At 39.0% G+C, this 24285-nt stretch carries 17 protein-coding genes; 10 read left to right on the forward strand and 7 right to left on the reverse strand.

From position 1 onward, the window contains the following. Positions 1–5: 5 nt before the first annotated feature. Both AB3H93_RS09885 and pplA read right to left on the reverse strand, forming a co-directional pair. Complete coding sequence (locus AB3H93_RS09885) at positions 6–1106, reverse strand: FAD:protein FMN transferase (protein ID WP_368020504.1); 1101 nt, start codon at positions 1104–1106, stop codon at positions 6–8. A 175-nt stretch (positions 1107–1281) separates the two neighbouring features. Continuing rightward, positions 1282–2211 (reverse strand): extracellular electron transfer flavoprotein PplA, encoded by a 930-nt coding sequence (gene pplA, locus AB3H93_RS09890; RefSeq protein ID WP_368020505.1) that lies wholly within the window; start codon positions 2209–2211, stop codon positions 1282–1284. Positions 2212–2511: 300 nt separating this feature from the next. Here pplA and AB3H93_RS09895 point away from each other — a divergent pair, with 300 nt between their 5' ends. The 5 genes from AB3H93_RS09895 (at position 2512) to AB3H93_RS09915 (ending at position 7610) form a co-directional block, all read left to right on the forward strand. After that, the gene (locus AB3H93_RS09895; protein ID WP_034700146.1) at positions 2512–4449 is read left to right on the forward strand and encodes an NAD(P)/FAD-dependent oxidoreductase; all 1938 of its coding nucleotides are present in this window, start codon (positions 2512–2514) and stop codon (positions 4447–4449) included. A 135-nt stretch (positions 4450–4584) separates the two neighbouring features. Further along, entirely contained in the window at positions 4585–4995 is a 411-nt protein-coding gene (locus AB3H93_RS09900) for a NusG domain II-containing protein (RefSeq protein WP_010737224.1), read from the forward strand. Positions 4996–5007: 12 nt separating this feature from the next. Further along, positions 5008–5574, forward strand: a complete 567-nt coding sequence (locus AB3H93_RS09905; protein ID WP_010720692.1) for a Gx transporter family protein — start codon at positions 5008–5010, stop codon at positions 5572–5574. A gap of 22 nt (positions 5575–5596) precedes the next feature. After that, positions 5597–6586: a polyprenyl synthetase family protein gene (locus AB3H93_RS09910; RefSeq protein WP_010737225.1), complete on the forward strand. Its 990-nt coding sequence runs from the start codon at positions 5597–5599 to the stop codon at positions 6584–6586. Positions 6587–7367: 781 nt separating this feature from the next. After that, complete coding sequence (locus AB3H93_RS09915; RefSeq protein WP_368020506.1) at positions 7368–7610, forward strand: hypothetical protein; 243 nt, start codon at positions 7368–7370, stop codon at positions 7608–7610. 537 nt (positions 7611–8147) lie between these two features. Here the strand turns inward: AB3H93_RS09915 and birA are convergent. From birA to AB3H93_RS09935, 4 genes are all read right to left on the reverse strand, one after another. Beyond that, complete coding sequence (gene birA / locus AB3H93_RS09920) at positions 8148–9110, reverse strand: bifunctional biotin--[acetyl-CoA-carboxylase] ligase/biotin operon repressor BirA (RefSeq protein ID WP_368020507.1); 963 nt, start codon at positions 9108–9110, stop codon at positions 8148–8150. A 96-nt stretch (positions 9111–9206) separates the two neighbouring features. Continuing rightward, positions 9207–10010, reverse strand: coding sequence for an ABC transporter ATP-binding protein (locus tag AB3H93_RS09925; RefSeq protein WP_368020508.1), 804 nt, complete (start codon positions 10008–10010; stop codon positions 9207–9209). Beyond that, entirely contained in the window at positions 10003–10917 is a 915-nt protein-coding gene (locus AB3H93_RS09930; RefSeq protein WP_010720687.1) for an ABC transporter permease, read from the reverse strand. Before AB3H93_RS09930 ends, AB3H93_RS09925 begins: the two co-directional genes overlap by 8 nt. An 18-nt stretch (positions 10918–10935) precedes the next feature. Next, positions 10936–11904 (reverse strand): ABC transporter substrate-binding protein, encoded by a 969-nt coding sequence (locus tag AB3H93_RS09935; protein ID WP_368020509.1) that lies wholly within the window; start codon positions 11902–11904, stop codon positions 10936–10938. Between the two features lie 497 nt (positions 11905–12401). Here AB3H93_RS09935 and AB3H93_RS09940 point away from each other — a divergent pair, with 497 nt between their 5' ends. The 4 genes from AB3H93_RS09940 (at position 12402) to msrA (ending at position 21512) form a co-directional block, all read left to right on the forward strand. Continuing rightward, a complete protein-coding gene (locus AB3H93_RS09940; protein WP_010720685.1) occupies positions 12402–12644 on the forward strand; it encodes a hypothetical protein in 243 nt (80 codons plus the stop codon). A gap of 5 nt (positions 12645–12649) precedes the next feature. Then, entirely contained in the window at positions 12650–16267 is a 3618-nt protein-coding gene (gene rpoB / locus AB3H93_RS09945) for a DNA-directed RNA polymerase subunit beta (RefSeq protein ID WP_010720684.1), read from the forward strand. A gap of 79 nt (positions 16268–16346) precedes the next feature. After that, a complete protein-coding gene (rpoC, locus tag AB3H93_RS09950) occupies positions 16347–20000 on the forward strand; it encodes a DNA-directed RNA polymerase subunit beta' (RefSeq protein ID WP_368020510.1) in 3654 nt (1217 codons plus the stop codon). 987 nt (positions 20001–20987) lie between these two features. Further along, the gene (msrA, locus tag AB3H93_RS09955) at positions 20988–21512 is read left to right on the forward strand and encodes a peptide-methionine (S)-S-oxide reductase MsrA (RefSeq protein ID WP_010720682.1); all 525 of its coding nucleotides are present in this window, start codon (positions 20988–20990) and stop codon (positions 21510–21512) included. A 295-nt stretch (positions 21513–21807) separates the two neighbouring features. Here msrA and AB3H93_RS09960 read toward each other — a convergent pair whose 3' ends face one another. Next, positions 21808–22485 (reverse strand): prepilin peptidase, encoded by a 678-nt coding sequence (locus tag AB3H93_RS09960; protein ID WP_368020511.1) that lies wholly within the window; start codon positions 22483–22485, stop codon positions 21808–21810. A gap of 72 nt (positions 22486–22557) precedes the next feature. On the opposite strand from AB3H93_RS09960, the gene AB3H93_RS09965 reads away from it, so the two are divergent. After that, positions 22558–24099 (forward strand): gluconokinase, encoded by a 1542-nt coding sequence (locus tag AB3H93_RS09965; RefSeq protein WP_368020512.1) that lies wholly within the window; start codon positions 22558–22560, stop codon positions 24097–24099. Positions 24100–24285 lie beyond the last annotated feature (186 nt).

Here is a 24285-nt window from a genome sequence, read left to right on the forward strand (position 1 = left end):
ACTCCTTATTTCAATTCAGAACGATCGCCCATCGTATATTTAGAATCTTTGTCCAAAACGAAAGTATCTTTGATCGGATCGGTCACGTATACTTTGTTTTCTTTGGTAACAAAAATGGCTTCCGTTCCATCATTCAGTTCACTTTCGACGTATTCCAATCCTTTTTTCACACCCATTGAGAAGACAGCTGTCGACAAGCCATCACCATCAATTGATTTATCTGTGATGATTGTAACACTAGCAATATCATTATCAAAAGGATAACCAGTATCTGGATCAAATAGATGATGATATTTTTTACCATCTACTTCTAAATAACGCTCATAGATGCCAGAAGTCACTAATGTTTTGTTCCGTTCTTTGATCGTCCCTAAAACAGAACCACGTGCTAGATTCGGATCTTGGATACCAACTGTCCAGTCTTGATCTTCACCACGTGGGCTATGACCTAAAACATAGACATTTCCACCTAAGTCAACGATAGCAGTCGTTACACCTTGCTGTTTTAACACTTTGACAACTTCATCTGTGATATAGCCTTTAGCAATGGCTCCAAGATCGATGATCATGCCTTTTTCTTTCAGATAAACAGTTTTGTCTTTATCGTTCAGCTCAATTTTATGGTAATCAACCAGCTTTAATGCTTGATCGATTTCTTCTTGGGCCGGTTTTCTCGCATCGTCAAACCCAATACGCCATAATTGAGTAATAGCACCGATTGCCATGTCAAAACCACCTTGTGAATCTTGACTATATTCATAAGCACGTTTTAGTAACGTGTAGATATCATCAGAAACCTTTACTGGCTTGATACCCGCTTGTTGGTTCACTGCGTCGATTTCGGAACCCTCCTGATTGATCGTGATTTTATCACCTAGTTCTTTGACCCGAGCAAAGGCAGGTTTTAATGCTGCTTCTTTGCCTTCATCATAGATTCGAATCCGAACATAAGTCCCTAATAAGAACTGTTCATCAGAATAAGGTTCTTGTAAAATTTTGGTGGTCGTTTTGCTCTCAGAGCTCGTTTGTTTCGTCGCTGTGCTGCAAGCTGCTAACGTGAACAAACTTAAAAAGGCTACGAAAGAGAGTAATCGTTTCTTTAACATGTGTTTCCTCATTTCATTAGTGGAAGGGACGGTTGCTGAGAAATCAAAAAGTGTACTTTGAGAAATAAGCCGAAACATCACAAAAATTTTTCAAAGAAAAATTTTGGACATCTCGGCTTGGATCTCAAAGAAACAACTTGTGCAATCGTCTCTTCCACGGATAATTATAGAAAATTTATTTTGTTACGATATTGTCAACTTGAATTGTTTGAGTGTCGCCTTTTTCAGCAGCATTCACTAATTGTTGTGCATACATTACAAATGAATGTGAGCTGTGAGTCGCACCAGTGACAACTTCAACATCTGCAGGTGAACCATCTTCTTCGCCCATCGCTTTGACAAGTTCATCATTCAATTCAGGAATGTATGTCTCTGGAGAAGTACCACTTTTTGCTTTCATATTTTTGTTGTAGTCTGCATCGTCTTGTTTTGAGTTGCCGTCTTTGTCGACATAGTCAAATTTAGATTCAGATACTTTACCATCAGCGACTGTCATTTCAAATTGGACACGGTAACCATTAGAATAGTTTTTCTCTTCTAATTTGTATGTGCCATCTTGAAGATCTGCACCGTTATTGATTTCAATTGTATCAGTATTACCAGCTTGAGCAGCTTGGATCAATTGTTGTGCATAGTTTTGGAAGCTTTCTGAAGAATGAGTTGCACCAGTAACAACTTCAACTCCACTTGCGCTTTGTGCTTCGACTAATTGTTCATTCAATTGTGGAATGAATTTTTCTGGGCTAGTACCAGCTTTTGCTTTCATGTTTTTGTTGTATTCTGTATCTTTGGTTTTAGACTCGCCATTTTCGTTGATGTTGTCATATTTAGATTCAGTGATTTTGCCATCTTTGACAACCATTTCGAAGACTGCACGATAACCGTTAGAGTAATTTTTTTCTTCTAATTTATAAGTACCATCTTGTAACTCGCCGCCAGCAACGATTTGTGCTGAGCTTTCAGTTGTTTTTGTTTCTGATGTCTTAGCAGTTGAAGCTTCTGTTGAGCTGTTAGAGCTTCCGTTATCATCCGCACCACAAGCACCTAACATTAAAGCTGAAAAAGCTAATACAGCAAATCCAGTAATAAAACGTTTTTTCTTCATTTTACTCCCACCGTTTCCTTTTTTAGTACACAATATTCTTTGTGATTCATTATACATTCTAATGAAAATCAGCCATAAGTCAACCGTTTTCGTCAAATAACTAGTGTAATCTTTAAACCGTTTTCTTTCTGTAAATTTCGTGAAAAAGAGCTTAACCACAAATTTTTAAAAATAATGAAAATGAGTTAGACAAAAGGGAATAACATCTATATAATGTATAAAGATTGTGTAATAGGTAGCAAACTAATACAAATGTTAATCATTTCAAATAAAGGATTACCAATAAGGAGCGGATGAACAATGACAAAGCAAAATATTGTCGTTGTGGGTGCAGGTTATGCCGGGGTATCAGCAACAAAATACTTGGCAAAAAAACTTAAAAAAGAAGATGTGACAATCACTTTGATTGATCGTCATTCGTACCACACGATGATGACAGAATTACACGAAGTTGCAGGTGGACGGGTTGAACCAGAAGCAATCCAATATGATCTACAGCACTTGTTTGCTCGACAAAAAAATGTTCAATTAGTGACAGATACGGTCACTGGTATCGATAAAGAACAAAAAGTTGTGAAAACAAAATTAGGCACTTACCCATTCGATCAGTTGATCTTGGGAATGGGGGGAGAACCAAATGACTTTGGGACTCCTGGAGTAAAAGAAAACGGCTTTACCTTATGGTCATTTGAAGATTCAGTTAAAATACGTGAACACATTGAACGTACCGTGGCAAAAGCAGCTTTAGAACCTAACGATGCGTTACGTAAAGCAATGCTGACGTTTGTGGTCTGTGGTTCAGGATTCACCGGAATCGAAATGATTGGTGAATTGATTGATTGGAAAAACCGTTTGGCAAAAGACTACAAATTAGACCCAAGTGAAATTACATTGATGGTTGTAGAAGCAATGCCGACGATTTTAAATATGCTGGATCGTAATGATGCAGCCAAAGCAGAGCGCTATTTAAAGAAACATCAAGTAGAACTACTATTGAATGCACCAATCGTGGAAGTAGCGAAAGACCATATCAAGTTAAAAGATGGTCGTCAGATTCCTACCCACACATTGATCTGGACAGCTGGTGTCAAAGGAACTTCTGATGCTGCTGATTTTGGCTTAGAGTCCGCTCGTGGTCAACGTTTGGTAGCGAATGAATATATGCAGGCAAAAGGATATGAAGATAAAAACATCTATATTATCGGAGACTTGGTTTTCTATGAAGAATTTCCTGGAACACCAACGCCACAAATCGTTCAAGCGGCTGAACAAACAGGTCATACAGCAGCAGCCAATATCGTAGCTGCCATCAAAGGCGGCGAAAAGCATAAGTTTAAAGGAAACTATCAAGGTTTCATGGTATCGATCGGTGCCAAATGGGGCGTTGCCAATTTATTTGATAAGATCCATTTAAGTGGTTTCTTAGCAATTGTGATGAAACACATCGTCAATTTGAAATATTTCTTTGATATCCGTTCTGGCTATTATATGTTCCAATACATGATGCACGAATTCTTCCATATCAAAGACGATCGTAATGTGACACGTGGCCATTCTTCCCGTTATGGAAATGTCTTATGGAGTGTGCCTTTACGAGTGTTCTATGGTCTGGTTTGGTTTATCGAAGCCTTCAAAAAAATTGTTGGTGATGGGCAAGTGTTGAAACCAGGTACTTGGTTTGGTGAAGGTTCATGGTTTACAGGTAACAGCGTGTTCCCTTGGACTTGGGAATACAATGTGACCGATGTAGCAAGTGGGGCTTCCGCTGCTGGCGATGCAACAACAGCAGCTACTGGTGCAGCAACCAGTGGTGCAGGAGAAGCTGCGACACAAGCTACTCACTTTGGTCTAAGTTATGCTTATGGTGAACAGCCTATGGCCGTGATTGAAAAATCACCAGACTGGTTCACGAAAATGATGCAAGTAATCATGCCAAATAATGATGTAGCAATGTTTTTCCAAAAATTCATGGTATTCTTTGAAATTGCTTTAGCACTCGCTTTGATTGCTGGTTTATTTACCTGGTTATGTAGTGCAACGACCATTGTTTTAGTGATTACTTTCTGTTTATCTGGAATGTTCTATTGGGTAAACATCTGGTTTATCTTTGTTGCTTTTGCATTGATGAACGGTTCAGGTCGTGCAATTGGTCTTGATCGCTGGGTGATTCCATGGTTACAAAAAACACTAGGCAATTGGTGGTATGGGAGACCTAAATCCCGATATGGATCAAAATAAAAAATTAGCCTAGAGCTTAAACTGAACAATTTGAGAATAATGGCTGATTGAAGAAAGTTCTAGGGAAACCTAGGACTTTCTTTTGTTTCATGCTAAAATTGGAGAACAGTTCAGCAAGAGGAGGCGTGCGAAAAGATGAAAGAATTTATCAAGAAAAGTTTGCTTAAACCTTGGGATATTTTCATTATCGTTCTTTTGATTGCTCTTTCTTTTTTACCCATCATCGTATTTAGTTATCAACAAGACAATGTAGCTCCTGATAAAGAAGCTGTACTACGCGTTGATGGTGATGAAATCAAAACCTTCCCATTAGTAGCTGGGAGTAAAAAATATACGTATACTTATGAAGATCCACATGGTGATTATAATTTAATCGAAGTTGATGGCGACAAGATACGCATAAAGGAAGCAGATTGTGGCGATCAGATTTGTGTGAGACGAGGGTGGGCTTCTAAGAATGGCGAAACGATTGTTTGCTTGCCTCATAAATTAGTGATCGAGGTTCGGTCAACAGATGGGAGTGACAAAGATGGTCTGATCTATTAGGCTATCCACACCATGACAAAATTACAAAAAATGATTTATATATCTTTACTAGTGGCGCAAGGAGTCATCATTGGATTAATTGAGAACATGATCCCATATCCTTTTTCATTTGCTCCTGGAGCAAAGTTAGGACTTGCTAATTTGATTACCATTGTAGCGATTTTTACGATGAAAAAACGGGATAGTTTTTTATTGTTATGGCTTCGCCTATTTTTAACAACTTTGTTAGGTGGGACGATCTCTACCTTTCTTTATAGTATGAGCGGCGCGTTACTCAGCTATGTAGGAATGCTGTTAGTGAAACAGTTAGGTCCTAAGCGAGTCAGTATTATTGGAATCAGTGCAACAGGTGGCTTTATGCATAATGTCGGACAACTAGTGATGGCTTCGTTCATTGCTCAATCATGGACAGTCATGTTATATCTGCCGATTCTATCTTTCTTAGGTATTCTGTCTGGAATTGCGATCGGGATTGCAGCCAATTATTTGTTGCAACATGTACGTACATTACAACTTTTTCAAAGAGACTATGAGAAAGAACAAAAAGAGAAATGGCAACCGCTTTTTTTGAAAAAATAATGGTTATACAAGGAGTTTTTTTATGAAGCTACATCCAATGTGGAGTGAGTATCCAACTTTGAAAAACGAATTAAACGAGACGTTGAAAAAGATGGAAGATGTTGTCCGCTTAAAGAACAAGCCAGTCGAACAAGCAATCAAAGAGACGATTCATGCGGGAGGTAAACTGCTAAGACCTGCCTATCAATTGCTCTTTTCTCAATTTGGTCCAGAACAAGATCGTGAAAAGGCAATTGCGCTAGCTGCTTCGATCGAAATGCTTCATACCGCTACATTGATCCATGATGATATCGTTGATGAGGCAGATGTTCGACGTGGTCAGCCTAATTTACGTGGTCGATTTGGGAATACGGTAGCCGTTTATGCAGGAGACTATTTATTTGTTTGCTGTTTCAAATTACTTTCAAATTATTCTAATTCGCTAAAGAGCTTACAATCTAATTCTCGGAGTATGGAAAAAGTATTAGATGGTGAGCTTGGACAAATGGACGACCGTTACAATTATCATTTAACTGTGCCGGAGTATTTAGAAAACATCTCAGGGAAAACGGCCGAACTCTTTCAATTAAGTTGTTCAGTCGGAGCTTATGAAAGTGGAATGAATGAACGGTTTGCTCGAAAAGCAGGTTCAATCGGTTTAGCTGTCGGGATGGCGTTTCAGATCATTGACGATATCTTGGATTACACGAAAGATGCGGTCGATATCGGTAAACCAGTATTAGAAGATATGCGTCAAGGCGTGTATTCTCTACCATTGATTTACGCATTACAAACAGATAAAAAAGCAGAATTGATTGCATACTTGGATAAAAAAACTGAGTTGACACAAGAGGAAGCAGAAAGTGTTCGTCAGATTGTCAGAGAAGTCAATGGTGTGACAAAAGCCAAAAAATTAGCGGAAGATTACACAAAAAAAGCTTTAAAGGAAATTAGTAAGCTCCCTGATACAGCCTTTGATACACGTGAGATTCTTTTGTCAGTTACTGAGTTGATTTTAGATAGGGAAAATTAAAGAAAAATATCATAAATCAGCCGCTACAATGGCATATTCTATTTCAAGAATCAAGAAGTAAAAAGAGTAGGCATGTGATGGTTGAACTTGAGAACCTTATTGTTGAGGAGTTGCTTCTTGAACGCCGTTTATTCGTTTTTAGATATACCAGAAGAGATTGAGGAAAGTTTTGGCTCAGTCTCTTTTTTATTTTAGAAAAATATTGGATCTATTTCAATCACTTTACTTCTTTTGGCTTTTTTCCAACAATTTGTATTACTTCTTTATTTGGAAGATCGGTCTAAAGTTTATTCTTTAATTTTACCAATTTTTTTTATTTTTAGAAAAAATAGTTGTCAAAGAGTATTGAGAAGAAAGTATGCTAATAATAGATGCCAGTGAAATCAGAGGACTTTGCTGTTGCAGTCTGAAATTTACTTAACTTTAGGCATGTACTTATAAGTGAGACTTTGTATACACAGAAAGTCGCTATCTGTATAAAAGGAGGGATCAGACTATAGGTTACAATCTTTAACTGACTATTCGTAGTTTTGGGGGAAACGACGAATAAATTTTAAATAACATTCAGCCGGTTTTCTATTTAGGAAATCGGTTTTTTTATAACTGGATGACAAATCCAAAAGGTAAGAGTGAAAAAAAGAAATTTTAACGTGTATTATTCATTAAAACAACTATTTTGCGAAACAATCTTTCCTAATTTTGAAAATAATTGTTCTGGACCAAGACTAAAAATATGTTATATTCACTAGTGAAGAAATACAATTAGAAAGGAAGATGTTGAGTGAAAAAACGATTAACAACGGATTTAACCAGAGTAGATGTAAATAAGATTTTAACCCGAATGATCAGTAAAAAAAATCATTTCTCATTTGAAGATATTGAAAAAGAATGTCAAAAACCGTTAACCACGGCGGATAAATTTCTAATTAGGACACTTGTTGTCAAAAAATTTAAGCTGAATGTAGAATATCTTTTATCTAATCAGTTAAAATTTTATCGTGTAAACAAAGAAGCGTGTTTGTAAGTCCTTTTTGTACATAATAAAATTAAAAATGTTGCAATACCATACAAAATAACACAGACCTTAAAGAATAAGGTAAGATAGAACCAGAAAGAGAAAAGGAGGAGAGCTGGGAAAGAAAAAGTGTTGTTGTGTATGGATCAAGAAGTAGCATGTTTGATTGAACAAGATTTTGGGGAAATCCGTTTAATGAAACATTATATATTGGGGAAGCGACAAATAGTAAGTAGAAGTCATACTTATATGACAGAATAGCATCAGAAAAACAAACCTTTTATAGGTGGAAGTTTGTCTGTGGCTTTTGATTGAAACATTCGATACATCAGATCAATGATATTGCAGTTGTATAAAAAAGCACATAGAGGTTTAAAAATTGTGTAGCATTTTTGTTATGAACAGCAATAGCACATAGAATAACAACTTCATTTTACAACTCGCTAAATGAAGGGGCTATGAAGTATTCTGCGAGATCACATAAAAAAGGAACCACCATTGATGAAGAAAGGGATGGGCATTTTTGCCCATCCCTTTCTTTTTGACTTACTCAATGGAGGTTAAACTAATTTCGCCAGAAAAAAGAGTGAGAAATTGGTCTTCTACTTGTACGATCAACTCTCCATGTTCTCCGATTTCTTTAGCAATCCCAGTATAATGCTGCCCTTTTTGGGTAAATTGTACTTTTTTTCCAAGAACGAAAGACTTTTCACGATAAAGTGTTAAGTATTCGTCTGTGGGTTCTGAAAGATAGTGAAAGAAATTTTTCCAAATTTGACTAATCAATTGATTCCGTGTGATGGATTTCTGACCATCAGGGAAAAGAGACGTTGCTTTCTGTTGAATGGTTTCAGGAAACTGTTTTTGCGGGACGGAAAAATTTAGACCAATGCCAATAATGATCGAACTGATCCCGCCAGTTTCCATGTCACTGATTGCTTCAGATAAAATCCCGCTAATTTTTTTTCCATTTAAATAAAGATCATTGACCCATTTGATCGAAGGATCTTTTTTAGTCAATTCTTGAATGGCTTTCACGCATGCACTTGCTGCAATAACTGTATATTGGGGCAATTCATCAAATCGTTGATTGGGATGGATCAATAAGCTCATATAAATGCCTTGTCCAGGGGCTGCAAAAAAAGGACGTCCAAATCGGCCGTGTGCCTGTTCTTGGGTATCGGCGATAAAAAGAGCGGGTCCGATTTCTTTGGTTGCCGCAAGCTTAGCATCTTTCATCGTAGATTCTGATCGTTCTTGTACCGACACCGTCAAATCTGGTATCCAAGGTTCTAATGCTTGGCGAATTTCTTGGGCATCTAACACATCAGAAGGAAGATAACGGTATCCCTTAGCTTGATGCTCAAAATGATAACCTGTTTTTTCTAATTCTTTGATTGCTTTCCAAATACTGGTACGTGACACTTGTAATTGCTGTGCCATTTTTTCACCTGATAAAAAATCAGGAGATTCTTTTAATAGTTGGAGTACTTTATCTTTTGTCGTCATCCATTGCAACTCCTTTCATGTAGTATTGTATCAATAAGAAAGCAGAAAACAAATGAGAAATTTGTCAGTTGTTATGGAAGCGACAGCAGATGATTGCTAACTTAAAAGTACTTGGTCGTCTTTCAATGCAGCGCCACTATTTTGTTTGAACATTTCTAGTAGCTGAGGGACAGTCAAATGTTGTTTTTCTGCCTGTTGGATATCCACGACGATTTGCCCTTGGTGTAGCATGATCAATCGATTTCCGTAGCGGATGGCATCTTCCATATTATGGGTGACCATGAAAGCCGTCAAGTGCTGTTCACTAATTAATTTGTCCGTGAGTTCCATCACTGTTTTTGAAGTTGCCGGGTCGAGGGCTGCAGTATGTTCATCTAATAAAATCAATTCAGGACGTTGTAAAGTAGCCATTAATAAAGTGATCGCTTGACGCTGTCCTCCAGAAAGCAAGCCGATTTCAGTGGTCAAACGATTTTCTAACCCAAGATTCAAGCGTGCGAGATGTTCCTTGAAAAAGGAACGATCTTGCGGCTTGACTCCTCGGAAAAAGCCTCGTTTTTTACCACGTTTCATTGCTAGTGCTAAATTTTCTTCCACCGTCAATCGGACAGCAGTGCCTAATTTAGGATCTTGAAAGACACGACTGATTTCTTTGGAGCGAGCAACCACTGACTTTTTGGTGATATCTTTGCCATTCAATAAAATCTTCCCTTGATCCACTGGAAAAGAACCAGCAATACTGTTCAATAGTGTCGATTTACCTGCACCATTTCCGCCAATAATTGTTACGAAATCACCTTGTTTCAACGAGAGATTAACTCCTTTTAGCACATGGTTTTCATTGATGGTTCCTTTTTCAAACGTATGGTGGATAGATTGAAGTGTTAAAACATCAGTCATTGATAGATCCTCCTTTTGCTTTCGTACGCTTAGGTAACTTTAATTTTTGTTGGATTTGTGGAAAAGATAAACAGATAACCAGAACAAGTGCAGAAGCTAATTTTGAATCGCTGGGTTGAACGTTCAACTCAAAAACTAACGCTAAGATAAAACGATAGATCACGGCGCCTAAAATAATTGTCAATAATCGAAGAAGCAATGGTTGGTTTCGAAAGAGGACTTCAGCGATGATGATTGAAGCCAAGCCAATCACGATCGTACCGATCCCAGAGTTTAAATCAGCAAAGCCATTGTTTTGTGCAAGCAACGAACCAGATAAAGCAATACAGCCATTTGAAATCATATACCCAATGATTTTCATCGTATCGGTGTTGATGCCGTTTGCTTCACTCATTGCTAAATTATCGCCAGTCGCTCGAATCGCCAACCCCGTTTCTGTCCGTAAAAATAAAACAAGCAACGTGACAACGATCAATGCGACAAGTAAGCCAGCAATCAATACAGCATTTTCTTTTGAAACACCGAGTGATTCTGCCCATGTAAAGACGGTTTTTTGTCCTAATAATGAAAGATTAGGTGCGCCCATGATCCGTGAGGTAACGGAATATAAGCCAGTCATCGTGATGATTCCAGCTAGAAGTGCCGGAATTTTAAGTTTGGTATGGAGCAGTCCTGAAACTAAGCCAGCTGCTGCGCCTCCTAAAAATCCTAAGAGGCAAGCAACGATCGGGGAAAGTCCATTAGTGATACTGACAGCAGCAATCCCAGCACCTAAAGGGAAACTGCCTTCAGCTGTTAAATCAGCGATATCCAGGATACGAAAAGTAAGGAAGACACCGATTGCCAGCAGTGCCCAAAGCACGCCTTGTGAAGCAGAAGATAAAAAGATACTTATTAAATTAGTCATGATTGTCCTCCTGTAAAATTATTCAGTCTCTTTGATTGTTGTTGGATCGATCCCAAGGGCTTTTGCCATGTCTTTATTGACATATAAGGAAAGATCATCTGCTGATTCAACCGGTAATTCACTCGGTTTTTTGCCAGCTAAGATTTTGGCAGCCATTTCACCTGTTTGTCGTCCTAATTCTTCATAATCAATCCCAACAGTCGCTAAGCCACCTTCTTTGACTTGATCCACGGAACCAGCAACGATCGGTGTTTTTGTTTCTTTGGCTACTTCACCGATAACGCTAGCAGCACTGGCGAATGTATTATCCGTTGGGATGTAGATACCGTCGACATCTTTGGCTAAACTTTTTGTCACTTGTTGAACATCATTGGTGGAGTTTGCCGTCAATACTTTGACTTTCACTCCGGCTTTTTTCAATGTTTTCTCGGCTAAGTCTCCTTGGATTTTGGAATTTGCTTCCCCGTTGTTGTACATGATCCCGATCGTTTTTGCTTTTGGTACGATCTGTAATAATAGTTCGATTTGTTTTTCGATCGGTACCATATCCGTTGTACCAGTCACATTTCCACCAGGTTTGTCATTAGAAGAAACTAAGTGTGCTTTTTCTAAGTCGGTAACTGCTGTCACTGTAATAGGAATCGTGGTTGTTTCATTAAGGAGCGATTGCGCAGCTGGAGTTGCAATCCCTAATAATAAGTCGGGTTGGTCTTTCACTAATTTTTCACTCATGCTTTTTAGATTGTCTTGATTGTTTTGCGCATTTTGATAGTTGATTGTTAAATTGTCGCCTTCTTTATAGCCATTTTCTGCTAGCCCTTCTTTGAACCCTTTATATGTAGCATCTAATGAATTGTGTTGAACCAGTTGTAAAACACCGATTGTTTTCGAGTCATCCGATTTTGCTGAGGAACTATTTGCAGTTCCACATCCACCAAGTGCTAGTAATAATGTTGCGCCTAATCCGATCAATAAACTTTTTTTCATTTCTTTTTCCTCCTTCAATTTTGAAAACAAAAAATCCATTTAGACAAAACGTCTAAATGGATTGAGTATCGAAAGAGTATGTAAGTAAGAAATCGTGATTACTTTGTACTTTTCGCTTAGCCACTTAACGTAATGTCTACGTGGCTTTTGCGTAATACAAAGTTCTTTAGCCATCATAGATACAAACCAGTTGTTTGGTGTTTGTATCCATAATTCATGAATACAAACCTATCTAAAGTAGCTAAAGTAAAAGTTATTCAATTGTGTCGGGATAAGTTGTATATTCGGTTTTTGCATAAATAAATCCTCCACAAATAATAAATTTTCCTAAGTATAGCGGAGATGTAAGGGGATTGTCAAGACGAACATTCAGAAAATTCTCAAAATCCGTGAATGTTTATTCGATATATTATAGTAAGAAAAGTTTAAGAAAAAATGATGAAAAGAGGAGGGAAACGCCAGGAAGTGTTGACTTTTATGAAAAAAGAGTGTAATATATGAAGTTGCAAAAACTATCTGATGAAGTAAAGGCAGAAACGAAATATTGTCCGTTTCGGCTTTATAATAAGGAAACAAAAATAGAAGCGCATGAAGAAATGGTTTCAAAAGAATGCTCTATTTTTGGTTTTTTTTTGCCTAAAAGCCGCAAAAAATGTCTATTGTTATCTAAATATAATATTTTTAATATTATTGTAACAATTGATCGGGTAGTCTTTTTGAATGACATTTTAGAGGGGTGAAGAGCTTGGCTGGACACGTAGTAAAGTACGGAAAACATCGCGAACGTAGAAGTTTCGCACGAATCAGTGAAGTGTTGGAATTACCAAATTTGATCGAAATTCAAACAGACTCTTACCAATGGTTCCTAGATGAAGGACTAAGAGAAATGTTTGAAGACATTTTGCCAATTGATGACTTCAATGGCAATCTATCTTTGGAATTTGTGGATTATGAATTGAAAGAACCTAAGTATACGGTAGCAGAAGCACGCGCACATGATGCAAATTACTCTGCACCATTACATGTAACGTTACGTCTAACAAACCGTGAGACAGGTGAAATCAAAGCGCAAGAAGTCTTCTTCGGTGATTTCCCATTAATGACTGAACAAGGAACATTCATTATCAACGGAGCAGAACGAGTAATCGTTTCTCAGTTAGTGCGTTCACCTGGTGTGTACTTCCATGGAAAAGTAGACAAAAACGGAAAAGAAGGTTTCGGTTCAACTGTGATCCCGAACCGTGGTGCATGGTTAGAAATGGAAACTGATGCAAAAGATATTTCTTACGTACGTATTGATCGTACCCGTAAGATTCCTTTGACTGTGTTAGTTCGTGCCCTAGGATTTGGATCAGATGATACCATCTTTGAAATCTTTGGTGACAGTGAAACGTTACGCAATACAGTTGAAAAAGACTTGCACAAAAATGCAAGTGACTCAAGAACAGAAGAAGGATTAAAAGACGTTTACGAACGTCTACGTCCAGGCGAGCCTAAGACAGCCGATAGTTCTCGGAATTTATTGAATGCTCGTTTCTTCGATCCAAAACGCTACGACTTAGCCAACGTTGGTCGGTATAAAGTAAATAAAAAATTAGACTTGAAAACACGTCTATTGAACTTAACATTAGCAGAAACATTGGTTGATCCAGAAACTGGTGAAATCATCGTTGAAAAAGGAACTGTGTTGACTCACCAAGTGATGGAAACATTAGCACCTTTCATTGATAATGGATTGAATTCAGTGACTTACTATCCATCAGAAGATGGTGTTGTGACTGATCCAATGACTGTTCAAGTGATCAAAGTCTTTTCACCAAAAGACCCAGAACGTGAAGTGAATGTGATCGGTAACGGTTATCCTGAATCAGCTGTGAAAACTGTTCGTCCGGCAGACATCATCGCATCAATGAGTTATTTCTTAAACTTGATGGAAGGGATCGGCAACGTGGACGATATCGACCACTTAGGAAATCGTCGTATCCGTTCAGTCGGTGAATTACTGCAAAACCAATTCCGTATCGGATTAGCTCGGATGGAACGTGTCGTACGTGAAAGAATGTCGATCCAAGATACAGAAACTTTGACACCACAACAATTGATCAACATCCGTCCAGTGGTTGCAAGTATCAAAGAATTCTTCGGTTCTTCTCAGTTGTCTCAGTTCATGGATCAAACGAACCCACTTGGGGAATTGACACACAAACGTCGTCTTTCAGCCTTAGGACCTGGTGGTTTGACTCGTGACCGAGCTGGTTATGAAGTTCGTGACGTTCACTATTCTCACTATGGCCGTATGTGTCCGATTGAAACGCCTGAAGGACCAAATATCGGGTTGATCAATAGTTTATCTAGCTATGCGAAAGTTAATAAATTTGGATTTATCGAAACTCCTTACCGTCGTGTTGATCGTGAAACTGGTCGTGTAACGGATCAAATCGACTATCTAACAGCTGACATCGAAGACCACTACATCGTTGCCCAAGCAAATAGCCCATTAAATGAAGATGGTACTTTTGCACAAGACGTTGTTATGGCTCGTGCGCAAAGTGAAAACTTAGAAGTTTCAATCGATAAAGTCGATTATATGGACGTATCACCTAAACAAGTAGTTGCGGTAGCGACAGCATGTATTCCTTTCTTGGAAAACGATGACTCCAACCGTGCCTTGATGGGTGCCAACATGCAGCGTCAAGCAGTGCCATTGATCAATCCACAAGCTCCATGGGTTGGTACTGGTATGGAATATAAATCAGCTCATGACTCAGGAGCTGCTTTGCTATGTAAACATGATGGTGTCGTTGAATTTGTGGATGCCTCTGAGATTCGTGTTCGTCGTGACAACGGTGCATTAGATAAATACGCTGTAACAAAATTCCGTCGTTCAAACTCAGGAACAAGCTACAACCAACGCCCAATCGTTCATTTAGGCGAAAAAGTTGAAAAAGGCGATACTTTAGCAGATGGACCTTCAATGGAACAAGGTGAAATGGCGCTAGGACAAAACGTTTTAGTTGGTTTCATGACTTGGGAAGGTTACAACTATGAAGATGCGATCATCATGAGCCGTCGTCTTGTGAAAGACGATGTCTATACTTCGATCCACATCGAAGAATATGAATCAGAAGCTCGTGATACAAAATTAGGACCTGAAGAAATCACTCGTGAAATCCCTAACGTTGGGGAAGATGCTTTGAAAGATCTAGACGAGATGGGTATTATCCGTATCGGTGCGGAAGTCCAAGATGGTGACTTGCTAGTTGGTAAAGTAACACCAAAAGGGGTAACCGAATTATCAGCTGAAGAACGTCTTTTACATGCGATCTTTGGTGAAAAAGCTCGTGAAGTCCGTGATACTTCATTACGTGTACCACACGGTGGTGGCGGGATCGTCCACGACGTAAAAATCTTTACTCGTGAAGCCGGCGATGAATTATCACCAGGTGTAAACATGCTTGTACGTGTGTATATCGTTCAAAAACGTAAAATCCATGAAGGAGATAAGATGGCCGGACGTCATGGTAATAAAGGGGTTGTATCCCGTATCATGCCGGAAGAAGATATGCCATTCTTACCAGATGGAACACCAATCGATATCATGTTGAATCCTTTAGGGGTGCCATCACGGATGAATATCGGACAAGTATTGGAATTGCATTTAGGGATGGCTGCTCGTCAGTTAGGTATCCATGTTGCAACACCAGTATTTGATGGTGCAAGTGATGAGGACGTTTGGGAAACGGTTCGTGAAGCTGGTATGGCTAGCGATGCGAAAACCATCCTTTATGACGGACGTACAGGTGAACCATTTGACGGCCGAGTGTCTGTTGGTGTCATGTACATGATCAAACTTGCTCACATGGTCGATGATAAATTGCATGCTCGTTCAATCGGACCTTACTCATTGGTTACACAACAACCATTGGGTGGTAAAGCACAATTTGGTGGACAACGTTTTGGGGAAATGGAAGTTTGGGCTTTGGAAGCTTACGGTGCCGCTTATACCTTACAAGAAATCTTGACATACAAATCAGATGATGTAGTTGGTCGTGTGAAAACTTATGAAGCGATCGTCAAAGGCGAACCAATTCCAAAACCAGGTGTACCAGAATCATTCCGAGTATTAGTAAAAGAATTACAATCACTAGGATTAGACATGCGTGTCTTGGATATCAAAGATTCTGAAATCGAACTCCGGGATATGGATGACGAAGATGATGATTTGATCACTGTAGATGCTTTGACAAAATTTGCTGAACAGCAAACAGCCAAAGAATTAGAAAAGAAAGCTGCTGAACAAGTGGAAGATGAAAGACAAGATATCATCCAAAACTTTGAAACCGCAGAAGATAACTTAGACTAATCCGGTCTATGAGCTGTAAGGCGGTCGATGATCAGCCGCCTTGCGGTTTTGCCATTAAACGAAATGGAGGGAACCCCTTTTGATCGATGTAAATAAATTCGAAAGTATGCAAATAGGTTTGGCTTCTCCCGAAAAAATCAGAAGCTGGTCTTATGGTGAAGTAAAAAAACCTGAGACGATTAACTATCGTACCTTAAAACCTGAACGCGAAGGGTTGTTCTGTGAGCGGATTTTTGGTCCTACGAAAGACTGGGAATGTGCCTGCGGAAAATACAAACGTATCCGTTATAAAGGAATCGTTTGTGACCGATGCGGTGTTGAAGTGACACGTTCAAAAGTTCGTCGCGAACGTATAGGTCACATTGAATTAGCAGCACCTGTTTCACATATCTGGTACTTTAAAGGAATTCCTTCTCGTATGGGACTTGTTTTAGACATGAGTCCTCGTGCCTTAGAAGAAATCATTTATTTTGCTTCATATGTGGTTATCGAACCAGGAAATACCAACTTAGAGAAAAAACAATTGTTGACAGAACGTGAATACCGCGAAAAACGTGAACAATATGGACAAGAATTCCAAGCAGCAATGGGTGCAGAAGCAATCAAACAATTACTAGACAGTGTTGATTTAGACGCTGAAGCAGCTGAATTGAAAGAAGAATTGAAATCTGCTCAAGGGCAAAAACGGACTCGTGCGATCCGCCGTTTGGACATTTTAGAAGCTTTCCGTGCTTCAGGAAATGAACCAAGTTGGATGGTTATGGACGTTATTCCAGTTATTCCACCAGATTTACGACCAATGGTGCAATTAGAAGGTGGACGTTTTGCAACAAGTGATTTGAATGATCTTTACCGTCGAGTAATCAACCGTAATAACCGTTTGAAACGCTTGTTAGATTTGAATGCTCCAGGAATCATCGTTCAAAACGAAAAACGGATGTTACAAGAAGCTGTTGATGCGTTGATCGATAATGGTCGTCGTGGCCGTCCAGTTACTGGACCAGGTAACCGTCCATTGAAATCTCTTTCTCACATGTTGAAAGGGAAACAAGGTCGTTTCCGTCAAAACTTACTTGGTAAACGTGTTGACTATTCAGGACGTTCCGTTATCGTTGTAGGACCTTTCTTGAAAATGTATCAATGTGGGTTGCCAAAAGAAATGGCGATCGAACTATTTAAACCATTTGTGATGCGTGAATTGGTTCAACGTGAACTAGCTTCTAACATCAAAAATGCGAAACGTAAAATCGAACGTCAAGAAGACGAAGTTTGGGATGTCTTGGAAGACGTAATCAAAGAACACCCAGTATTACTTAACCGGGCACCTACGCTGCACAGACTTGGTATCCAAGCATTTGAACCTGTTTTAGTACAAGGTCGTGCGATTCGTTTACACCCACTTGTATGTGAAGCTTATAATGCCGACTTTGATGGAGACCAAATGGCCGTTCACGTACCATTGAACGAAGAAGCACAAGCGGAAGCACGTATGTTGATGCTAGCTGCTCAAAACATCTTGAATCCAAAAGACGGTAAACCAGTTGTAACACCTTCCCAAGATATGGTTTTAGGTAACTACTACCTAACAATGGAAGAAGAAGGTCGTGAAGGTGAAGGAATGGTCTTCCGTGACCAAAACGAAGCTGTGATCGCATGGCGTAACGGCTACGTTCATTTACACTCACGTATCGGTGTGAATCCTAATTCATTAGGTGAAAAACCATTTACTGACTGGCAAAAAGAACGTACGATGATTACAACTGTTGGTAAGATCATCTTTAATGAGATCATGCCTCCAGAGTTCCCTTACTTGAATGAACCAACAGACTTCAACTTAACGGTACAAACACCGGATAAATATTTTGTTGAAGCAGGTACAGATATTCCTGCGCATATCAAAGAGCAAGAATTAGTCTTACCATTCAAGAAGAAAAATCTAGGAAATATCATTGCGGAAGTCTTCAAACGTTTCAAAGTAACTGAAACTTCTAAGATGCTTGACCGAATGAAAGACTTAGGGTATAAACATTCTACACATGCTGGTATCACAGTAGGTATCGCAGATATCAGTGTACTGAATGAAAAACAAGGAATCATCGAAAATGCCCATAAACAAGTTGAAACAATTACAAAACAATTCCGTCGTGGATTGATTACTGATGACGAACGTTATGAACGAGTAATCGCTGTTTGGAATGCTGCTAAAGATAGCATCCAACAAAAACTGATGGAAGGGTTAGAAGCGAAAAACCCAATCTTCATGATGTCTGACTCTGGAGCCCGTGGTAACATCTCCAACTTTACTCAGCTTGCTGGTATGCGTGGACTGATGGCTGCTCCGAATGGTCGAATCATGGAATTACCGATCATCTCAAACTTCCGTGAAGGACTTTCTGTCTTAGAAATGTTTATCTCTACTCACGGGGCTCGTAAAGGGATGACCGATACTGCCTTGAAGACAGCCGATTCAGGTTACTTGACTCGTCGTTTGGTTGACGTTGCCCAAGACGTTATTATCCGTGAAGAAGATTGTGGAACAGACCGCGGTCTTGAAATCCAAGCGATTCGTGAAGGAAACGAAATCATTGAATCATTAGAAGATCGTTTGATTGGTCGTTACACACGTAAAGAAGTACGTGATCCAGAAACGAACGAATTGATCATCGCTGGTAACCAATTGATTTCAGAAGATATTGCAAAACAAATCGTGGATGCAGGTGTGGAAACTGTCACAATCCGTTCTGTCTTCACATGTAACACAAAACATGGTGTCTGCAAACACTGTTATGGACGTAACTTGGCAACTGGATCTGACGTTGAAGTTGGTGAAGCAGTTGGTACGATCGCCGCTCAATCAATCGGAGAACCAGGTACTCAGTTGACAATGCGTACCTTCCATACTGGTGGGGTAGCCGGAGACGATATCACTCAAGGTCTTCCTCGTGTCCAAGAAATTTTTGAAGCACGTAATCCTAAAGGGCAAGCAGTGATCACCGAAGTAACTGGTGACGTCATCGATATCTCAGAAGATGCTTCAACTCGTACAAAAGAAGTAACAATCAAAGGGAAAACCGATACACGTACGTATACTGTTCCTTATACAGCACGTATGAAAGTCGCTGAAGGCGATATGATCCACCGTGGTGCGCCATTAACGGAAGGTTCAATCGATCCTAAACAATTGTTACAAGTTCGTGATGTATTATCAGTTGAAAACTACTTGCTGCGTGAAGTACAACGTGTATACCGTATGCAAGGGGTAGAAATCGGCGATAAACATATCGAAGTAATGGTTCGACAAATGTTACGTAAAGTCCGTGTAATGGATCCAGGTGATACGGATATCTTACCAGGTACATTGATGGATATTGCTGACTTCAAAGACCAAAACTACAATACATTGGTAGCTGGAGGCGTACCTGCAACATCTCGCCCAGTCCTACTAGGTATTACCAAAGCATCATTAGAAACAAACAGCTTCTTATCTGCTGCATCCTTCCAAGAAACAACTCGTGTCTTGACTGATGCTGCAATCCGAGGCAAAAAAGATCCACTTCTTGGTTTGAAAGAAAATGTTATCATCGGTAAAATCATCCCAGCTGGTACTGGTATGGCACGTTACCGTAACATGGAACCAAAAGAAGTCGGTGTTGCAAGTGAAAATGTTTATAGCATTTCAGACATCGAAGCACAAATGGCTGCAGAAGATGCAATGAATGAACAAACAAAATAATGTGACACCAAACAGAGCTAAGATGAACATCTTAGCTCTGTTTTTTTGTCGTGCTAAAGTTGATAGAAACAAACGAATTTGAGAATTTGTTCATTACGGACGAGCATTTTTTCTTATTTTTGTACTTCTAGAAAAATAGGTCCATGAATCATTGAATTGCTTAGCAAAACTTGCTAAAGGTTGCTATGCTAGATCAGGTTTGTTCATCGTTCAGGTGAAACTGCTATGTAGGAGCGGATGGGTTGAGATTTTTTCAGATAATAAACGATACATAATCGAGTTTGAACCAAACGTTTCAGTAAGTGATGCGAGTGCTTGTTGAGCTTGAAGTATAAAAACTTCTCCTTGTAGTTGGGAATGTGGGGACGAAGGATGTGTTGTATTGAGTATCAATTCTTCAAGTAGATTTTTTGGGTTCTCTTGATCTGCTAGCGTATCTGAATTCTTTACTGACTTACTTGGTAAAATTTGTTGAATTTTATCAGTGAAATTATTTTTTTTGGAATAACGTATCCCCCTGAAGTTAAAAATTTTAGCGGTTGTTAATTCAAAATCTGTGGAAAAGTATAATATAAAAGAACTATCCACAAGGAAAAAGAAAAACCGTTTATTCTCCCCTGTGGAAAAAATAGTTGAGAGGAAAAAGAAAGTTATCCACAAAAGAGAATGAAAATAGGGAAAATTGATAAAAATACCGGGAGGGGGTAAAATGAGTATTTCTTTCAATAAATATAAAAAATGTGAGAACAATAAATGGCGTTTAGGTTTAAGTCCTAGGAGTATTGTATATACTTTTAAATAGATGGATAAAAAAATCAAATCAATGAAAAGATTAGTAAAAAAGAAAATGCTGCAATATTCTATCTTAATAAAGCAAGCAGGTAAGTATAGGAGTATCGATTCTTTGTTTATTCGTTTCGAAGGTAAGCAAAACAGTATCACCCTTTTATAAATCAAGGTATGATGAAAGACAAAGGGGGATTTTATATGACGAAAAAAGCAGTTTTTGCAGGTGGTTGTTTTTGGTGCATGGTCAAACCTTTTGAAACACAGCCAGGAATCATAGCGGTAACCTCTGGCTATACGGGGGGACATGTCCCAAATCCTACCTATGAACAAGTAACCACGGGTACGACAGGTCATACGGAAGCGGTAGAAATCGAGTATGATCCGTCTCTGGTTTCTTATGAACAGTTAGTCGAAATCTACTGGCAACAAACAGACCCAACGGATGCTTTCGGTCAATTTGCTGATCGCGGAGATTCTTATCGACCGGTCATTTATTATAGCAATGAAGAAGAACGTGAAATCGCTGAAGCATCAAAGAAACAACTACAAGAAAGTGGTCGATTCGATCGTCCGATTGTCACAAAAATCGAACCCCGAAGTGAGTTTTATCCCGCTGAGGAGTATCATCAAGACTATTATAAGAAGAATAAAATCCACTATAATCTTTACCGAGAAGGCTCTGGACGAGGGAGTTTTTTACGCAAACATTGGTCTGGAAAATAAGACACAATGCATTTTGAAAAATTTCAGTTAGGGATAAAAGCTTTCTATGCTTTGGCTTGCAGTGAATTTAGTGGTTTTTAAAGTTATCTAAGTGTCAATGGATCGACCATCTGGTTGATCCATTTTTTTATAAATCAAGGTTCATTGTCATTTGTTGAATGACAGCAAGCAGAAAAAGATACTAAGCTATCAAAAACGTACGTAATGATGTGCAAATAAGCGAAGTCCCTCAAGTCATTAATCATCATCAGCTAAAAGGCTCGCATCGTTGATAACCAATAAATAGACAACTAAATTACCACACATGAAGGAGAAAAAGTGCGACACTCAAAAAAGGCACAAAAGGTACTCTTTTAGATTTTTTATCGTGAGAGAGAAAAATAAAGAAAAAAAGTAATCCCAATAAACTAGCAAGAAAGAGGAGTTGCATCAGTTGATTGAGAGTTAGACCGCCACTCCAGTTTAAAAGCAATAAAACATCGCCTAACCCTAAAAATTCACTCCCGTAACGAGTAAGGAAAAAACTGATCAAGAATAAAACAGCAAAACTAAGCCATTGAAATTCTCCTTTGATCAACCAAGTCATCCATAAGATAAACCAGATAAAATAAAGCGTTCTTCCCTCGATCATCAAATAAAAACTATCCATTAACGAGAGTAAAAAGGCTGACAAAAACCAAAAAATAAGTAACCCGTCTGGGCGCTGTGAAAAATAAAATAGCCAAACAGATAAACAACCACCGATCCATTCTGCTATAAAATAAATCGGTGAAAGCTTGCTGCGACAGTTTCGACAACGAAAACGTTGGTAACAGATGGAAAGCAATGGGACCAGTTCATACCAAGCCAATACATGCTGACAGTTGACACAATGAGACCGTGGGTAAATAATAGAGTGTCCTTGTGGCAGGCGTTGTGCCACTAAGCATAAGAACGAACCAATGCAACAACCAATGATAAAATAGAGAAACATAGCGAGGGCCTCCTTTTAAAGAAAGATACGCCAATAACAACCATTTTATTTATTTTTAGTAGAGGTGACAAAATGAAGATTTCGATCGGAGTCGATATCGGTACGACACAAACAAAAGCAGTGGCATTCAACGAGCAAGCTGAAGTCATCGCTTCAGCTTATTTTCTAAATCCGATGATCCAAGAAGCACCAGGAATGGCAGAACAAGACCCAGAATTGATCTTCCACGGTGTATGTACAGTAATCAAAGAAGTCGTCAAACAGTTACCGAAGTCGACAACTATAGAAGTGATTGCCTTTTCAACAGCGATGCACAGTTTGATTCTGTTAGATGATAATAAACACCCTTTGACCCGTATGATCACTTGGGCAGATAATCGTGCGAAAACACAAGCTGAAAAACTAAAAAACAGCCAACTAGGGTTTCACTTTTATCAACAAACAGGCACCCCAATCCATCCAATGACGCCACTAGTTAAAATCCATTGGTTGAACGAAACCCAACCAGAACTAACGAAGCAAGTGGCGTATTATGTGAGTATAAAAGAATATATCTTTTTCCGTTTGTTTGGACAATTAGTCTGCGACTACAGTACAGCCTCAGGCACAGGTTATTTTGATATCCATCAATTCAAATGGGCAGAAGAAGCGTTAAATTACTTATCAATCACTCAAGAACAACTACCTGAAGTGATGCCGTCAACCACGATACTCAATGGATTATCAAAAGAAATGCAAGAAATCCTAGGATTAGAAAATGATATATCATTTGTTTTAGGTGGTGCTGATGGCCCGCTATCTAATTTAGGACTGGGAGCATTTGGCGAAAAGATAGCTGCGTTAACAGTCGGTACCAGTGGGGCATTAAGATTTATTACAGACAAACCACAACTACATCCCGAGATGGAAACCTTCTGTTATGTACTGGATCGTACACACTGGGTGGTCGGTGGCGCAACAAGTAATGGTGCAGGGATTTTTGATTGGGCAAGTCAAACTTTGATGCAAGAAGTAACACAAGCAGCTATTGACCAAGGTGAAAGTCCTTACGATGCCCTTTTCTCAGCAATTACGTTTGTCCCACCAGGAGCGAACGGATTACTCTTTCAGCCCTATTTATTAGGAGAACGAGCTCCTCTATGGGAGGCAGAAGCTTCTGGGAGTTTTTTAGGTTTGCAAAGAGACCACACGGAAAAAGAAATGATGCGAGCCATTTTAGAAGGAATTTGTTTCAATCTAAAAAGGATTTTGACAGGAGTTTGTTCAGAAGATCAGTTAACAGAAATCAGAGCTACAGGCGGATTCTCACAATCGCCTGTCTTTCGCCAATTAATGGCTGACGTTTTGGGGTATCCGCTCATTTTCCCGGCGGTGTCTGAAGCCTCCGCTTTAGGAGCCGTTTTCTTAGGGTGGCAAAGTATCGGGAAGATCACTGATTTAAGCGAAGCTATAGAAAAAGTACAGCTTGCTTCACAAGTACCAGTTCAACAAACGGTCAAAGAGACATATCAAAAAATCTTTCCGATTTTTGTTGAAACACAAAAACAAGTAGCGGCAACTTATCAGCCTTTAGCACATTTACGTCAAACTTTAAGTACTATGAATGAAAAATAGGATGAAAAAGTAGAATGACGGAATAAGAGAGGAATAGTGTAAGAACTAGAAAAAACGACTAAAGCAATAGAAAGTCTTTTCTAAGAAATGATAGGATGAAAATCGTTCTCAACTAATTGGTTTTATTGTACTTTTGTCTCAAAGTTTACTATGCTTTTATTGTAGACAAAAGTTAGGAGGAGAAAA

The organism is Enterococcus sp. C74 (assembly GCF_040887125.1).
In the GTDB taxonomy this organism is placed as follows: Bacteria; Bacillota; Bacilli; order Lactobacillales; family Enterococcaceae; genus Enterococcus_B; species Enterococcus_B hirae.

Excerpts from the sequence above, each read along its gene's own strand:
- AB3H93_RS09935 (WP_368020509.1), bottom strand. The coding sequence starts at position 11,904 with ATGAAAAAAAGTTTATTGATCGGATTAGGCGCAACATTATTACTAGCA.
- AB3H93_RS09960 (WP_368020511.1), bottom strand. The coding sequence starts at position 22,485 with ATGTTTCTCTATTTTATCATTGGTTGTTGCATTGGTTCGTTCTTATGC.
- AB3H93_RS09930 (WP_010720687.1), bottom strand. The coding sequence starts at position 10,917 with ATGACTAATTTAATAAGTATCTTTTTATCTTCTGCTTCACAAGGCGTG.
- AB3H93_RS09905 (WP_010720692.1), top strand. The coding sequence starts at position 5,008 with ATGACAAAATTACAAAAAATGATTTATATATCTTTACTAGTGGCGCAA.
- pplA (WP_368020505.1), bottom strand. The coding sequence starts at position 2,211 with ATGAAGAAAAAACGTTTTATTACTGGATTTGCTGTATTAGCTTTTTCA.
- AB3H93_RS09895 (WP_034700146.1), top strand. The coding sequence starts at position 2,512 with ATGACAAAGCAAAATATTGTCGTTGTGGGTGCAGGTTATGCCGGGGTA.
- AB3H93_RS09925 (WP_368020508.1), bottom strand. The coding sequence starts at position 10,010 with ATGACTGATGTTTTAACACTTCAATCTATCCACCATACGTTTGAAAAA.
- AB3H93_RS09910 (WP_010737225.1), top strand. The coding sequence starts at position 5,597 with ATGAAGCTACATCCAATGTGGAGTGAGTATCCAACTTTGAAAAACGAA.
- msrA (WP_010720682.1), top strand. The coding sequence starts at position 20,988 with ATGACGAAAAAAGCAGTTTTTGCAGGTGGTTGTTTTTGGTGCATGGTC.
- AB3H93_RS09940 (WP_010720685.1), top strand. The coding sequence starts at position 12,402 with ATGAAGTTGCAAAAACTATCTGATGAAGTAAAGGCAGAAACGAAATAT.
- AB3H93_RS09900 (WP_010737224.1), top strand. The coding sequence starts at position 4,585 with ATGAAAGAATTTATCAAGAAAAGTTTGCTTAAACCTTGGGATATTTTC.
- birA (WP_368020507.1), bottom strand. The coding sequence starts at position 9,110 with ATGACGACAAAAGATAAAGTACTCCAACTATTAAAAGAATCTCCTGAT.
- AB3H93_RS09965 (WP_368020512.1), top strand. The coding sequence starts at position 22,558 with ATGAAGATTTCGATCGGAGTCGATATCGGTACGACACAAACAAAAGCA.
- AB3H93_RS09885 (WP_368020504.1), bottom strand. The coding sequence starts at position 1,106 with ATGTTAAAGAAACGATTACTCTCTTTCGTAGCCTTTTTAAGTTTGTTC.